Below are 16,221 nucleotides of genomic sequence, written 5' to 3'. Positions count from 1 at the left end.
GAGCTTATTTAAATACGGGCTAATCTAATTTATCTATAGGATAGATATTTTTAACAAGTGCTGTACGACTAATAAGATAGCCTAATATAAATCCACTTACATTAAAAATAATATCCGTGATATCCATAAAATGATTTGGATAGATAAATATAATATCCAAGAATAACTGCACGGATTCAATCAAGATTGAAATCAGTAACCCTATGCACACCATCCTACCTAAAGCTATACCTGGCTTCATAACGCTTATATAAATACCAAGAGGCAGCAGTAGTACTAAATTCCCAAAAACCTGTAACCAATCTGCTGTAGAGGCACCCATCAATTGATTAAACGGTATAATATTTATGTAATCTGTTATTACATAATTCCCAGCATCTAGAAGGTTATTAAATATAGTAAATGGAAAAATGATGAATTTAATTAAAAATACGAAATAAACTCCAAACAACACAGTTGCAACATAATACTTATCAAATGGCTTTCCCTTTAAAAAAATGATAACGTTATTACCATCACAATCAGTATAGCAATTGCTAGGATGATGATTAGAAACGGATCATATGTTATATCCATGCTGAGTGCTCCTTTAAATTAAACTTAGTCAATATAAACTTTTATCTACTACCACATTACCATTTTTTGGGTAGAAAAAATCCAGCGATTAAAAAAAACCTCCAGAACAGCAAAAAATCACCATCCCAAAGGTCTAAAATTTGTTCTTTAAAAAGCCCAGAAGCAACCCACCAAACCTTCAGCGGGTCGACAAATGCTTAGATGCTAGGCAAAGACGAGTACCGGAGCGGAGCGTATATTTATACGTGAGCACCGGAACGGAATCTTTAACGACGCAGATGAGCGTTTGTCGGCCCGCTGAACTTTAGAGGAGGTGGTTCATGTGACCAATTTCCATAACCCAGTAAGATCCCATAACAATAACAATCGCAATGAAAGCTGCAAAAAGAATATTACCGACTTGGATACGTCCATTTTGACCTTCCGTCATGTGCATGAACATTAGTAGTTGCAATGCTGCTTGAATGAACGCGAAGATAAAGATAACCGTAATGATTACAGATTTACTTAGCGTAGATTCGAAGACAACCCAGACAGCTAGCAATGTTAACGCGATCGATAGGGCAAAACCAACGATATGTTTCCACGGAATGCCTTCTTCAGCGTGTGCCGTGTTCGCTTTATTTTTCGCCATATTAATTCACCATCCCTAACAGATAGACACCTGTGAAGATGAAAATCCACACAACGTCTAGGAAATGCCAATAAAGGCTTGAAATGAATACTTTTGATGCTGCTTGTGGTGTTAAGCCACGCATTTTTATTTGAATCAGGATAAACGCAATCCAGAATAAACCAATCGTTACGTGGAGACCATGGGTGCCCAGTAAAACGAAGAACGCGGACCAATAAGAGCCTACTTTCAGCGTAACTCCTTCTGATACGTAATGTGCGAACTCATAAATCTCAAAACCTACGAATCCTGCACCTAGAAGTAGCGTGATAATCGAATAAATCATCAGGCGCTTGACGTTACCTTTGCGCATCTCACCTATAGCAAGACCACACGTAAAACTACTCGTTAAAAGTAGGAAGGTCATAATCAGAACGAGCGGTAACTCGAACATTTCGGACGGTGGGTGACCCGCATTTGAGCCACCACTGAACATTACAAAATAAGTTGCGAACAATGTACCGAATAACGCAATCTCGGCGCCTAGGAAAATCCAGAAGCCTAAAATGTTTAAACGACCTTGCTCCGATTGATATTCTAACGGAAGGCTGGAATTTTCTTTTATAGGTTCCATGGGTTACCCTCCTTTATGCCAGTTTTAAATTCACGTGCTGCTTGTTCCTCGGTAGCCACGATTTCAGGTACTTCCACATGGTAGCCGTCGTCTTTCTTGAACGAACGGTAGGCAAGACAGGCAAGCACACCAAGGCCGCCAAGTAAACCAAGCCAGTACCAATAGAAAACCAGTCCGAAGCCAGCGATAAAGAAGAACACGGACATCACGAAACCGAGTAATGTATTGTTTGGCATGTGAATGTGTTTGTACTCTTTGTCGTCATTATACGTTTCGCCGCGTTGTTTTTTTCTCCCAGAAATCATCCAAATCGTTCCATTCTGGTAATTTAGCGAAGTTATATTTTGGCGGTACAGCAGAAGAAGTTGCCCACTCAAGCGTACGCGCATCCCACGGATCACCGGTTGTTTCGCGTTTAGAGTGTTTGTAACTGTAAACGATATTCCAACAAAGAATTAGGAATGCTGCTCCCATTAGGAACGCACCAATAGATGAAATCAAGTTCAATGTACCCCAGCCATCGCCTTCCACATACGTGCTAATACGACGTGGCATACCATCAAGCCCTAGGAAATATTGTGGGAAGAAACATACGTTAAATCCAATCACAAATACCCAGAAGAACCACTTACCAATTTTTTCATTCAAACGATAACCGACCATTTTTGGATACCAGTAAATCAAGCCTGCAAAACAGGAGAATACAGTTCCGGCGATTAGTACGTAATGGAAATGCGATACTAGGAAATACGTGTTGTGATATTGATAATCGGCTGCTGCCATCGCAAGCATAACCCCTGTAACCCCACCAATAACAAAGTTCGGTATGAAAGCCAGTGACCAAAGCATCGGTGTGGTGAAGGATATTCGCCCTTTGTACATGGTAAAGAGCCAGTTGAATATCTTGATTCCGGTCGGTATCGCAATCATCATCGTCGTAATGGAGAAGAACGAGTTAACTGCTGCCCCGGAGCCCATTGTAAAGAAGTGATGGACCCAAACTAGGAAACTTAGCAAGGAAATAACAACAACCGCTGCTACCATTGCTGGGTAACCAAATAGTTTTTTCTTCGAGAAGGTTGAAATAATCTCGGAGAAAATACCGAATGCCGGCAAAATAACGATATATACTTCCGGATGCCCCCAAACCCAGAACAGGTTGGCCCACATCATCGGAATCCCACCATTTGCGAGTGTGAAGAATGCCGTCCCAAATAGGCGGTCAAACGTCATTAAAGCTAGCGCCACAGTAAGTACTGGGAACGCGAATACGATAATTAAACACGTAATCAGCGACGTCCACGTGAACATTGGCATTTTCATAAGTGTCATGCCTTTCGTTCGCATACGTAGAATCGTGACCATGAAGTTAATCCCGGTCATCAGTGTACCAATACCGGCAATCTGGACTCCGAGTAAGTAGAAGTTAATCCCATAACCTGGACTAAATTCCTCGGCGAGCGGTGCGTAGTTTGTCCAACCAGCTGCTGGGCTACCACCGATTACGAAGGAAATATTGAATAACATTGCCCCCATAAAGAATGTCCAAAAACTCAAGTTGTTCAAGAATGGGAATGCTACGTCACGCGCCCCGATTTGAAGCGGCACAACGATGTTCATTAAACCAATAACGAACGGCATCGCCATAAATAAAATCATAATAGTTCCGTGAGTCGTAAATACCTCATTGTAATGCTGGGCGTCTAGGAACTCCATCCCCGGCATTGCAAGTTGGGTACGAATCATGAGTGCATCGACCCCACCACGGAAAAACATTAGTACTGCTGCCAAGAGATACATGATCCCAAGGCGTTTGTGGTCAACAGAAGCGATCCATTCCGTGAATAGCCACTTCCATTTCTTTGTATAAGTTAGTAACACGACGATACCAATGCTGACAAGAGCGATCGAAATTTGGGCTCCTAAAATCAGCGGGTCGCCGGTGATGATAAATTCATCTAACTCATGTTGAAATACCCCCTTTTTTAGTTTCCCGATTGATCGTGATCTGTTGCCTCATCGGTTTTAATTTCTTTACCCATTTTTTCCATTTCTTCATCGTAATGCTTATCTTTCTTGTAACCAGTACCATTTGGAATAATCATTGGTTTCATGTCCATTTGCTCAAAACGCGGGTTCGTAATCGTCATCGGACGTGCTGGCAAAATCGGCTCTTTCGTTCTTGTATCTTTTGCATTTGGATTATGTGGATTTGTTAGTTCAAAGCCGAAACGTTTGTACGCATAGAAAACGTACTCTGGATCTGCGGCCGGATCAACAAACGCCATATGTGTGCCTGCATAAGATTGTGGTTTCACGTTGCCTGGTAATAATAATTTATCATAGCGGTCTTGCGATAAAGTCGGTGAATCTGCTTTCGTTTTCAGCGCCCATTTTTCGAAATCGGCTGGTTTTTGTGCGACAACATCAAATACTTGTCCAGCAAAACCCTCTCCGTTAAAGTTCGAGTTACGGCCTTTAAACGTACCTGTTTCGTCCGCTTGCAAATACAAATCCATCGTCATGCCACTCATCGCGTACTTCTGTCCACCAAGTTGTGGTACCCAGAAACTCGTCATCGAGTCTGCCGCTGTAAGCTTGAATAACACCGGTCGATCAGTTGGAATATGTACATAGTTTACAGTTTCAATCGACTGATCTGGATAACTAAAGAACCATTTCCAGTTTGCGCTAGTCGCATAAATAACAATTGGATCCTTGTGTGACGTAACCTCTGGCGCTTTTTCGTTCGCGTAAATCGTTTGCACTGTTGGAATAGCTAATGCAATAACGATTGCAACCGGAATCAACGTCCATAAAATTTCTAATTTCGTACTACCGTGCATGTTTGGTTCGTAGTTGGAATGATCTTTTCTCTCGCGATATTTCGTAATCATGATAACGAATAACACGAAGATCGTGAGTACAATGATAAGCATGAAAATAATCGAATAAATGATTAGATCGCTTTGACTTTGCGCTACTGGACCTTTTGGATCTAGTACCGTCAAATCACCACAGCCGCTAAGAAGTCCAACAAAGACCAGCGATACTGTAAGTAACAATGACTTAAGCATTTTTGACACCCGAATCCCCTTCTTTCCTTTTGATGTTTGTTGCTGTGTATTTTTGCGCAAAAATACAACCTGACTCCCCTAATTGATAATATAATGAAATATAGCCAACTAGATAGTGTAGATTTCTCACAATATCACAAAGTTTCGATTCGTGAAATTATGAATTTGAAACTGCATGTGCATACTCGTATACTATTATAGCTTATTTGGTATGTATATTCAAAGCATCGAGACAAGTTATTTTTTTTCACAATATTAAGCGTTACTATATGAGCATATCTCTCTCTTAAAAATGATTCCTTGTTAGTAATGTCTCTTGAAATGGGCATGAGGAGGGCGCCCATTTCGGCTTGTTTGGAATGTCACAATTAGAACCAAATTGCCTACTCGAATTATCCGGAAAAGCGCTTTCTTATCAGTGATTCAGCTCTTTGTATCTACTACCAAAAACAAAAATTGGTCTAGTCCATGCGCACATTGCTTCATTTTCACATATTTACGATTCGTTTCTAAATCCGATGGGTAAACAAGATATCGAGTGTGGAAGATGGCTCAAAAAAAATCGAGGGGTGTTAAATTAGATGAAGAAGTTCTTGGGTAAATCAGTTTTTATTTTTTGGTGGCGTTTGCATTGTTGTTCGCGACTTTTGCGCCGGGGGCATCAGCACATGGTTACATTTCAAAACCAGAAAGTCGGGCATATTTGGCGAAATTGGGGATTAACCAAAATGCTGGCGCGGTTCAATGGGAGCCGCAAAGTGTTGAAGCAACAGGAAATTTCCCACTTGGCGGACCTTCTGACGGTACCATCGCGGGCGGAGGCAAGTTTCCAGAAATGGATGCACAAACTCCTGATCGTTGGCACCACGTGGACCTTTTAGGTGGACAAAACAATTTCACTTGGACGCTTACTGCGCTTCATAGAACGAAAGAATACAAATATTACATTACGAAAAAAAGGCTGGAATCCAAATAGTCCATTGACTCGTGGTGACCTAGAATTGCTAACTACGATTGATGCGCATAACGAGGTTCCTACTTCTACAACTGTGAACCATCAAGTGCCACTTCCAACTGACCGTAACGGTTATTATGTTGTGCTTGGCGTTTGGGAAATCGCGGATACTGGGAATGCCTTCTATCAAGCAGTCGATGTGAACTTGATTAATAATGGAACAATGACGTTGCAATAAACCATTAAATACAGCCTCAAATTAAAAGCTAGCAGTGCTTGGCAAAATTTTTTGCTATCCGCTATGCTTCTGGTTTGAGGCTTTTTATTATGCAATTTCGTAAAAAAGAATCTCACAAAATATATAGTAATCATTATATAAACATGCTAATATATAGTTATCATTATATAAAAGGAGGTCTTTTTTAGTGGAATCGTTAAAATTCGAGGCTATCTATATGTATATCGATATCAGTCGCAGCCGGCACGTCTTTTCTACACTACATTACGGGACAAAAATACTCACATATATCGCGGACAGCATTAATACGACTTATCAAGAACAGTTGTTGACGCCATTTACAATTAAAGATGGCGATGCAATTGTTGGGGGCGTCTCTGATTTTCAGTTGTTACCAGATATTTACATCCATTGTCTAACGTTGTATTATTCAGGCCATTTCAAGGCTCATTTTAGCGCGATTCCAGCCGTCGTGGATGAAAAGCTTAATTTCTACTTTGGAGTTGGGATTGGCTATATCGATACACCAGCTGCCGAAGATCTAAAGAACATCAATATTGTCAATGGGACTAGCATCATTAATGCGATTGAAGCTTCTGAACGAGCCAAAAAAATCATGAAATCACAGCAAAATCAAAGGCCTAGCGCAATTAACAATGATGAGGACTATTTTTTCGATAAGCAGCCATTTAAATTCTACTGTATCGCGGAGCCCAGGTCGTTTGGTAATGCGGTTAACGCGATGTTCTTTCTTGCTTTTGAGAAGCTGATTAAAAGTGACAAACAGCGCGACCTTTTTCGCATAAAAGATAGTTATCCTGATTATAGCAACATTGAAATCGGCACAGCGCTCGGTTATGGCGCTCTCAGTAAGGCCGATATTTCCTCCCGAATCAGCGTTCTTATTGCGAATTCCGACTACTTTCTATACAAAAAAATTCGATTGGATATCGTAGCCTACTTAGCCGATTTGCAAAAAATGATGGGAGGCGCTAGTCATGGATAATCTGCTTTTCCCACTACTCCTGTGCCACTTTCTAGCCGATTTCGTGCTGCAAACGGACAAAATGGCTAGCGTCAAAAAAGAGCACTTCTCCTATCATAAAATGCGGCAGTTGGGATGGCACGTCTTCACGCATTTCTGTCTGGACTTACTTGCTATTGTTGTGTATTTCTGTTGGTTTGATAGCAAAATCAGTTTTTGGGCGCTACTACTCATGGTTTTAGGAATCACAATCGTTCATTTCATCATTGATTTAGCAAAAGCTCCAGTAGAAAAGCGATTTCGTGATACCAATTTTGTTCATTTATTCACCTATATTATCGACCAAATCCTGCACATTACCACAATTTATATCGCAGTATGGCTAGTTTTAGGCGAACAGGCCACACTGCTTCCCACACAGTTAAACAACTATTCAAAATTCTGCGCACTGGCCTCACTTGTTATCATCATTGTTTATTTTGTCGGCTATTTGATTCCATACATACTCGAGGTGCTAATGCCTGGGTTCAACTTGGAAAGGAAATCGATATCGGTCACGAAACAAAATGGTAAAATAATTTTAACAAAAAACCAGGAAATACCAGTCGTATCTAATAAAGAATTGAAAGCTGGGCGATATATCGGTGGCTTGGAACGCTTGCTGTTACTCATTTTCATGGTATTACAAATCTATTCAGCAATTCCAATCATCATTGCCCTGAAAACATTAGCTCGTTTCAAAGAACTGGAAAACAATCGAACTTTTGCGGAATATTATTTAATTGGTAACTTCCTGAGCATGATATTCGGTGTGTTAATTTCTCTTGTCTTTATTTATATTTTACATTTGTAAGCGTTGTATTTATTTGCACCCATACACAATAAACAACAAAAAAAGGAGCTCTCACAAAACAGTTTTTCACGCTGCTTTGCGGGGCTCCATTTTTATATTATTTAGCTACAACTGGGATGTACAACGTGAAATCTGCTTCACGCAAGTCCTCTAAATTAAATGTACCTGCAACGCCAATTGTTTCGCTGTTCATTACCTCGCCGTATGATTGGCCAATGAACTGGTCGATTGCTGTGCGCTCTGTTTCTTTCGTTACGAATTTAGCGTATTGACCTTCTGTAATTTCGAATGATGTATCGCCGTTATCCGTGCCAGTTTTTGCTACTAGGTAGGTTTGCACGCCATCGATGTTCGCATTAATACCAACAAAATCTTCCGCTGTTTTCGCGAAATCCGCTATTGCCGTCTCTTTCACACCGCTCATAACCGCGAAACCTTCTTGTGGATTAAATGCCGGAATCTCAACTCTACTTCCAGAAAAAACTTCTTTATCTAATTTTACAATTTCAAATGCCATTCTATTTCCCTCCAAAAGTTACTGTAAATTTGTTATGATGTAACTATAACACGCGAATGCTGACAGATGTATGTCATCATTCCGATTTTAAGGAGAAAAAAATTATGAAAATTGAGCGGCTCATCGGAATTATTATGTTACTTCTTCAACGCGAACTTGTCAGCGCTTCTGAAATGGCGGCGATGTTCGAAGTGACGAAACGGACCATTTATCGCGATATCGACTCGCTTTCTATGGCGAATATCCCGATTTATACGATGCCTGGCGTAAAAGGCGGAATCGGTATTATGCCTACTTATAAAGTAGATAAGAAACTGCTCACCGTCGAGGACCTAACCGCAATCATCACTGGTTTAAGCGGTTTTGAACAACTTTTATCCTCTAGCGATATTAAAAAAACACTGCAAAAAATGAAAAACATGCTCGGTCATGAAAACGAGCTTCCCGCCACGTCCATTTCACTGGATTTTTCGAATTTGGCGATGAAACAAGAATTTAACGAGAACGTGGAACAGCTACATTTAGCGATTAAAAAGCAACAATTGGTAGCCCTGACCTATATTGATCGCGATGGCAACCAAACCACGCGAAAAGTCGAACCGTACCATTTACTTTTTCGCAATCGATCATGGTACTTACAGGGGTATAGCATAGAGCGCGAAGACTTCCGCACATTCAAGTTATCGCGAGTCCTCGAATTAGAAGTATCCGCCGAAACATTTGAATCGCGCCCATTTGTACTGAAACCATTCCGCTCATCCGCGATACAACCACCATTCGAGATGAAGGAAGTAAGTCTAATCGTCGACAAAATAGCCCGCGAACAAATCGCCCTGCGCTTCGGAGTCACAACAATAGAACCACTGGACGAATCCCATTTTTCAGCAAAAGTGACCTTGCCAAATCACGAAGCTGGCTACCGCTTTCTGTTGCAATTAGGCACACACGTCACCGTCCGCAAACATGGTGATTTTTACGATGGTTTCGTCGCATATTTGAAGGCAATTCAAGATAAATACACATAAACGGCTACTTTTTCCGCGCCGAAACGAGTAACATCATCGGTCGGCGCAACTCATCAGGCATATCCGGGTGACTCGCCAACATTGCCGCATCAGGCTCTGGCTCCACCAAACGCATCAACTCAAAACCCGTTTCAAGCAGCGAATTCACATAAGTCGTCAACGTTTTGTGGTATTTCGTGACATCTTCCCCAAGAAAATTCGCCGTCCGCAAACCTTCCGTGAAATACCGATCCACCGGCCAATGCAATTTATTTCCATCCGCGTCATAATACCAATCTTGCGTGCCTTGCGCCGTAAAAACCGGATGTTCCACAGAAAACACAAAAACACCACCCGGCGTCAAACTCTGATTCACCTTCTCACAAATCGCCTGAAACGACTCAATATAATGCAGCGCCAACGAACTAATCACCACATCAAAACTCCCAGCTGGGAAATCGATATCCTCCAATGCCTCCCGAATATACGTAATTTTAGGCGAATCCGTTTTCCTACGTGCTTCCGCGAGCATATTTTCCGATATATCTACACCAACCGCAGATTCCGCGCCATTTTCAACCGCATAAAGGCAATGCCAACCAAAGCCACATCCGAGATCAAGCACCCGCTTCCCCGCGAAATCAGGCATCATTTTCTGAAACTCATGCCATTCCCCAGCACCCTTCAAGCCAGCAACAGAGCGATTCATCTTACTATACTGCTCAAAAAAAGCAGGATTATCATATTTATTTTCTTTCATTTTCATACACCTCTTTCATTTATGTACATAGTATAACAAAAAAATCTAGCCCTCGATAAGCGCCAAATAATTCTTCGTTTCCCCGCCGACATCCACAATCAGCACATCACCGCGCCCATTCACATTAAAAATTTCAGCACCCGCAGATAAGCGTGTAGCATCCCCATTGCCGAAACCTTTCACCTCTGAAAAAGTACGCCTAATCTCACCAATTTGCTCCTTTTTCGTCGGCTCCAATGCATCGACCCAATCAATATCCGCCTGATAAATAACACCATCCCATTGAAAAATATCCAAATCCCGATTTTCCTTCAAAAGCTCCTCCGCCGTCGGATTGGCCGAAACCTCCTCCCTCACCACATCATCCGCTTTCTGACAGCCCAACATCAAAACCAATGAAAACATAATCGCCACTATCATACTATTTTTCATTTTCCGCCTCCTACCTCACAAAAGAAAATAGGCATGCCAGATACATTCACGAACCATCCTCAAATGCGTCATATCATGCCTATTTTCATTATTTCATTAACGTCTTCTTAAATAAACTACAGTCGTCCCGGCAAGCATACTTCCAAGCAAAACTAAACCAAGCGGGAATGTATCGCCAGTTTGTGGTAAATTGCCCGTTTTTTCTGGTGTCTTTGTATCAGTTTGCACTACCGGATTGGCAACTGGCGCTTTGTCTGTTCCTTTATTTGGCGTCGTGCTGACCGGTATTTTCGCCGTCACCTTATTGCTATCCGCCGAAATATTTCCCGCCGCATCAAACGCCTTAATTTTATAACTATAAGACTCGCCAGGCGTCACGTTTTTATCCGTATAAGTCGGTTTTGTAACCGTCGCGATTTCTTTACCATCACGATACACTTTATAGCCCGTCACCCCGACGTTATCCTTAGAAACCGCCCAATTCAGAACAACTCCATCACCAGTCACTTTCGTCACGCGCAAATTACTTGGCACACTTGGCGCGGCAATATCCTCAACTTTCGCTGGAACTTCCGCACCTTCATAAACCAGCTGTTGGCCTAATTCCTGACCCGAAGCCGTCATCCGCTGCGCCAAAGTTACCGTTTTCAAATCCGTCGGCGTCACGTTCGATTTCAAGCGGAACTTGTAGCTCTCACCTTGCGAAATAAGTCGCGCATCCGAAGAAGCCAAATCCACGGTCGTATAGCCATTTGCCGATTTCACAATGCCTGTTTTATCATCCGCAGCAATCAACTTCTCCCCATCCCGAATTGGAATGTAAAGTCTCGGTAACTTAATCGTTTCAGCCGCCTTTTCCGTTGCTTTCAAAACATCACTCGTCTCGTTCGCAACCTCTTTATTCAAAATCGTAATTTCATACCCCGTACCATCATTCGTGTACGGCGTCACTGTCATTTCAATCGCTAAATCCTGATATGGCAACACGTTTCCGACCAATTTTCCAGTTCCAAACATCCCGGTTTTAATCGCGGTTGTCAGTTCCTCACGTTTCGCCGAAGTCGTCGGTTTATCCTGCGATTGCATCCACGAAATCATTCCGCCCAAGCCATTATCCTTCACATAGTTCGCCTTAGCCGTCACCGAACGCACATTATCATATGTGAAAAATGCACCCGTTTCCCGACTATACAAATACGGCGCCTTAGCCGCATCATCCCAATATTCCGTCAAGCCCGGCGTCACCGCTTTCAACGTATCAATACTGCGATATGCCCAAATTCCGCCAACCGTTCCGCCGTCCCCAGCAACAAGCGGCTTCTCATTGTCCGCGCCATTACTCGTGGAACCATCCGCATTTTTATTCGTGCGCTCCACTGGCTGAAATAAGCCCGGCTGACTCGCATTCGGCCCTTCCGCAACCGTATCCCATCCACGAGTATAAAACGCTGCGCCAACAACAATTTTCTCCGATGGCACACCCTTACTCTTCAGATACTTCGTCACACCATCAATCGATAACCCATAGCTCGCATACGGATCATTCGGATTATCATAAAGCGCCGTCTGATGCCCTGTGACACCATCCCAAGCCCCATGCATATCGTACGTCATCATGTTCCCAAAATCAATAATATCGAAAACGCGCGCCACATCAATCCCTTGGCTCATCGTCCACTGCGAAGCCGGCAAAGCCACCGACAACTCGTACGTCCGGTTCAGCGTTTTGCCCTGCGCATCAAGCCCTGTCCGCAAATCCTGCAGCAATTTCACATAATTCTCCTTATCCGCAGGCCCCGCATTCGGCGTCCCTTCATCCTCCTTATTATCCAACAAATCACCATCCCGCGGCGAATTCGGATACTCCCAATCCACATCCACGAAATCCATATTCGTATATTTCACAAACTTCAACACATTCTCCACAAAATTCGCACGCGCCGTATCATCAGCCGCCATCACCGAAAAATCTCCCGACTTCGACCAACCACCTAACGAAACACCAATTTTCAAATTCGGATTCGCCGCACGCAAGTCCTGAAGCGCATTCAAAATACCGCCCATCGCAGCCTTCTGCCCAACAGCCGCACTCACCGCAGCATCCTTATCCGTAAACTCCAAATTTCCCGCGCTATCAAAATCCATAAACGCGAAATTCAAATGCGTCAACTTGTCCGCCGGAATATCTTTCGGATAAAACTTACCCTCCGATTCCGTAATCGACCAATCCCCGTAATACATCACATTCCGATACGGCGATTTCGACTCAGCGGCAGTCACTTTCGGCGAACCTAGCAGCCCTGATAAAACAAGTGATAAACCAAGCAAAACTACTACCAAACTTCCAAAAACCCGTTTTCTTCCCTTTTTCATTCTTCTTCCTCCCACTCTGTTTGTAATTATCCCAAGTAAACACCATTTTTTTATGTGGTTAGCCAACACGTAAAACGCTTACATAAAAACGACTAAAATCACATCCCCAATCTCTTCCATCATATCATATCTAATCAGAAATTTACATCCAAAATAAAAAAGAACAAACGAGAGCACTCACACCACTCTCATCTGTCCCTATTCTCAAACCTCTTGCAAATCCGTCAACGCACCACAAATATTCTTCGTAGCCGGATAAACCTGCGTATAAATCTCATACAGTTTTTCGTATTTTTCCACGTTTTCCGCACGAGGGGTAAAAGTCGCATCCTTATAATGTACAAAGACATCACGGCAAGCCTCAAAATCCGCAAACCAGCCATTACCGACAGCCGCCAGCATACACGCACCAACGCCCGGCCCCTGTTCCACCTCTAAACGAATTATTTCCGCATTGAAAATATCCGCCTGCATCTGCATCCAATCAGCATTTTTAGCACCGCCACCAACACTGATAATCTGCTTAAACTTCTTATTTTTAGCCTCTTCCATCAATATCTGCGCATCCTTCAGGCTAAACGTGATACCCTCAAGCACCGCGCGCGCAAAATGCTTCAGTTCATGGCGCGTATCAATCCCGACAAAACTACCACGAATTTTCGAATCAATATGCGGCGTCCGCTCACCAACAATATATGGCGTAAACAGCAGACCTTCGCTGCCCGGCGCAACCGTATAAACGTCCGCCAACAACTCCGCAAAACTGAGGCCCTTGCCAAACGTGTTCTTAAACCAGTTCAACGAGTTTCCCGCGGCAAGCGTCACGCCCATCGAATAATTCGCATCCGGAATCACATGATTAAAGAAATGCAGCTTTCCTTCATAATTCGATATTTTCGCCTCAAACGAACTAAAAACACCACTGGTACCTAACGAAACGAGCGCATAGTCCTCATTTACCGCACCCGCTCCGAGTGCAGCACACGCATTATCTGCGCCACCAGCAAATACCTTCACTTCCTGTTTCAAGCCGAATCGCTTGGCATAACTCGCTTTCACCACACCAACTTGCGTCATCGAGGACACAACATCCGGCAAAATAGCCATATCAACTCCAAACTTCCCGCAAATTTCCGCCGACCAATCCTGCTTTTCAATATCGAATAACGACGTTCCCGCAGCATCCGAATACTCACAATGCATATTTCCCGTCAAAACGAACGCCAAATAATCCTTTGGCAACATAATTTTCCGAACTTTTTCCCAGACTTCCGGTTTATTCTGCTGTAACCATAAAATTTTTGGCAACGTAAAGCCTTCCAGCACAATGTTCTTCGTAATTTCAATCATCGAATCGCCGAAATCCGCCATAATTTGCGCACATTGCTTCGTCGTCCGCACATCATTCCACAAAATCGCCGGATAAACAATCGCATCCTCATCGCCAAGCGTCACCAGCGAATGCATCTGCCCAGAAAAACTGATAGCCTCAAGCTCCGCGTTAAAATCCGCCACTTCAATATTCAGCCGCGTCAACACCTCTTCACAAGCAACCACCCAATATTCCGGATGCTGCTCAGAAAAGCCAGGCGCCGGAGAATCAATCTCATACTCCGCCGACGCCTCCGCAATCACTTGCCCTGCCTTATCCATGACGATTCCTTTTAACGAACTCGTTCCAAGATCAATACCTAATACATAGCCCATCAGTCTAAACTCCTTCGCTTAAAATACGTAATCATTCAAAACAGATTTCACATATTCGATATGGCTCGATTCCAGTTTAATCGTGTCACCATGTTTATACGCATAGCTAGAAAGCGACTCCAAATCCTCTTTCCCAGCCAAAATGGACTTCCCAATCTCCGTATTCGTCCACTTACCATAACGCTCAGCAAGCAAATCAGAAATAAACTTGTCCTCGATCAATTTCGCAGCCACTTTCAGCCCGCGAGCAAACGTATCCATCCCCGCGATGTGCGCAAGTATCAAGTCTTCCATTGCAAAAGAAGAACGACGAACCTTCGCATCAAAATTAATACCACCCGGAGCAATACCACCATTTTGCAAAATTTCATACATCGCCAGCGTCACATCCATCACGTTCGTTGGAAACTCATCCGTATCCCAACCAAGCAACATATCCCCTTGGTTCGCATCAATCGAACCCAATGCATCATAATCACGAGCCACACGCAATTCATGCTCAAAAGTATGCCCAGCAAGCGTCGCGTGATTCGCCTCCAAGTTCAGCTTAAAGTCACCCTCTAAGCCATAATTCTTAATGAACGCCATCGTTGTCGCTGCATCAAAATCATATTGATGTTTTGAAGGCTCTTTCGGTTTCGGCTCAATAAGGAATTGCGGTTTGTGACCAATTTTCTCACCATAAGCAATCGCCATTTTGAATAAACGCGCAATATTATCCTGTTCGAATTTCATATCCGTATTTAAAAGCGTCTCATAACCCTCACGGCCGCCCCAGAATACATAGTTCGCGCCGCCCAGTTTCTTAGAAATATCCAGACCCTTCTTCACTTGCGCCGCCGCATAAGCGAACACTTCCGGATCATTCGTCGAACCCGCACCATTATTAAAACGCGGATGAGAGAACATATTCGCCGTATTCCAAAGCAATTTGATACCCGTCTGATCCATTTTCACTTTAATCAAATCCGTAATTTCATCCAGATTATTCATAAACTCCTCAATCGAATTACCAGCTGGAGCCACATCGATATCGTGGAAACAGAAATACTCCACACCCAGTTTTTCAAGGATTTCAAAAAACGCCTCGACACGATTTTTAGCCGTATCCATCTCCGTTGTGCCAATCCAAGTACGCTCATTCGTAGGCATTCCAAACGGATCACTACCATCTTGAGTCATTGTGTGCCAATACGCCACAGCAAAACGCAAATGCTCCTTCATCGGCTTCCCGAGTACAACCTCATCCGCCTTATAATGACGAAACGCAAACCGATTTTTCGTTTCCTTACCTTCAAATTGAATCTTCTCTACTTGTGGAAAATAACTCATAATATATAGCCTCCTCATAAAATTAACACGCTGATTTTAATTAGTTTGTGCATCGAACTAACTATACAGATATCATACCTTTTTTGAGTTCGTTTGTAAAGCGGTTTTCATTTAGTTTTTTTCGTAAATTAAAAACTTACGGGCAGGGTTGCTCGTAGTTTTGGT

13 protein-coding genes and 2 pseudogenes are annotated in these 16,221 nt (G+C 42.9%); 4 read left to right on the top strand and 11 right to left on the bottom strand.

Translation table 11 applies throughout. The features are described from left to right. Window positions 1-19: 19 nt before the first annotated feature. The 5 genes and pseudogenes from PCORN_RS15750 to qoxA form a co-directional block, all read right to left on the bottom strand. Window positions 20-451: a VanZ family protein gene (locus tag PCORN_RS15750; protein WP_036082341.1), complete on the bottom strand. Its 432-nt coding sequence runs from the start codon at window positions 449-451 to the stop codon at window positions 20-22. A gap of 429 nt (window positions 452-880) precedes the next feature. Next, complete coding sequence (gene qoxD / locus PCORN_RS15745; protein WP_036082339.1) at window positions 881-1,210, bottom strand: cytochrome aa3 quinol oxidase subunit IV; 330 nt, start codon at window positions 1,208-1,210, stop codon at window positions 881-883. Between the two features lies 1 nt (window position 1,211). Beyond that, the gene (gene qoxC, locus PCORN_RS15740) at window positions 1,212-1,823 is read right to left on the bottom strand and encodes a cytochrome aa3 quinol oxidase subunit III (protein WP_036060961.1); all 612 of its coding nucleotides are present in this window, start codon (window positions 1,821-1,823) and stop codon (window positions 1,212-1,214) included. Then, window positions 1,811-3,821 (bottom strand): annotated as a pseudogene (gene qoxB, locus PCORN_RS15730) (cytochrome aa3 quinol oxidase subunit I). Before qoxB ends, qoxC begins: the two are co-directional and overlap by 13 nt. Next, window positions 3,809-4,909, bottom strand: a complete 1,101-nt coding sequence (gene qoxA, locus PCORN_RS15725) for a cytochrome aa3 quinol oxidase subunit II (RefSeq protein ID WP_036082391.1) — start codon at window positions 4,907-4,909, stop codon at window positions 3,809-3,811. Before qoxA ends, qoxB begins: the two are co-directional and overlap by 13 nt. Window positions 4,910-5,481: 572 nt before the next feature. Here qoxA and PCORN_RS15720 point away from each other — a divergent pair. From PCORN_RS15720 to PCORN_RS15710, 3 genes and pseudogenes are all read left to right on the top strand, one after another. Continuing rightward, window positions 5,482-6,093 (top strand): annotated as a pseudogene (locus tag PCORN_RS15720) (lytic polysaccharide monooxygenase). A gap of 187 nt (window positions 6,094-6,280) precedes the next feature. Beyond that, the gene (locus tag PCORN_RS15715) at window positions 6,281-7,099 is read left to right on the top strand and encodes a hypothetical protein (protein WP_036082336.1); all 819 of its coding nucleotides are present in this window, start codon (window positions 6,281-6,283) and stop codon (window positions 7,097-7,099) included. Beyond that, window positions 7,092-7,931, top strand: a complete 840-nt coding sequence (locus tag PCORN_RS15710; RefSeq protein ID WP_036082335.1) for a DUF3307 domain-containing protein — start codon at window positions 7,092-7,094, stop codon at window positions 7,929-7,931. Before PCORN_RS15715 ends, PCORN_RS15710 begins: the two co-directional genes overlap by 8 nt. A 97-nt stretch (window positions 7,932-8,028) precedes the next feature. Here the strand turns inward: PCORN_RS15710 and PCORN_RS15705 are convergent, their stop codons facing one another. Further along, a complete protein-coding gene (locus PCORN_RS15705; RefSeq protein ID WP_036082334.1) occupies window positions 8,029-8,448 on the bottom strand; it encodes an effector binding domain-containing protein in 420 nt (139 codons plus the stop codon). Window positions 8,449-8,552: 104 nt separating this feature from the next. Between PCORN_RS15705 and PCORN_RS15700 the strand changes: the two genes are divergently transcribed. Then, entirely contained in the window at window positions 8,553-9,473 is a 921-nt protein-coding gene (locus tag PCORN_RS15700) for a helix-turn-helix transcriptional regulator (protein WP_036082333.1), read from the top strand. A gap of 4 nt (window positions 9,474-9,477) precedes the next feature. Here the strand turns inward: PCORN_RS15700 and PCORN_RS15695 are convergent, their stop codons facing one another. From PCORN_RS15695 to xylA, 5 genes are all read right to left on the bottom strand, one after another. After that, the gene (locus PCORN_RS15695; protein ID WP_036082332.1) at window positions 9,478-10,212 is read right to left on the bottom strand and encodes a class I SAM-dependent methyltransferase; all 735 of its coding nucleotides are present in this window, start codon (window positions 10,210-10,212) and stop codon (window positions 9,478-9,480) included. 45 nt (window positions 10,213-10,257) lie between these two features. Further along, the gene (locus tag PCORN_RS15690; RefSeq protein WP_036082330.1) at window positions 10,258-10,644 is read right to left on the bottom strand and encodes a hypothetical protein; all 387 of its coding nucleotides are present in this window, start codon (window positions 10,642-10,644) and stop codon (window positions 10,258-10,260) included. 96 nt (window positions 10,645-10,740) lie between these two features. Next, window positions 10,741-13,017, bottom strand: coding sequence for a glycosyl hydrolase family 18 protein (locus PCORN_RS15685; protein WP_051999550.1), 2,277 nt, complete (start codon window positions 13,015-13,017; stop codon window positions 10,741-10,743). A 204-nt stretch (window positions 13,018-13,221) separates the two neighbouring features. After that, entirely contained in the window at window positions 13,222-14,724 is a 1,503-nt protein-coding gene (gene xylB / locus PCORN_RS15680; RefSeq protein WP_036082328.1) for a xylulokinase, read from the bottom strand. 18 nt (window positions 14,725-14,742) lie between these two features. Continuing rightward, entirely contained in the window at window positions 14,743-16,056 is a 1,314-nt protein-coding gene (xylA, locus tag PCORN_RS15675) for a xylose isomerase (protein WP_036082326.1), read from the bottom strand. Window positions 16,057-16,221: the final 165 nt, after the last annotated feature.

Origin of the sequence: Listeria cornellensis FSL F6-0969 (assembly GCF_000525855.1) — a bacterium.
In the GTDB taxonomy this organism is placed as follows: domain Bacteria; phylum Bacillota; class Bacilli; order Lactobacillales; family Listeriaceae; genus Listeria_A; species Listeria_A cornellensis.
The sequence above is the reverse complement of the archived record's forward strand: the minus strand, read 5'-3'. Positions and strand labels throughout refer to the sequence as shown.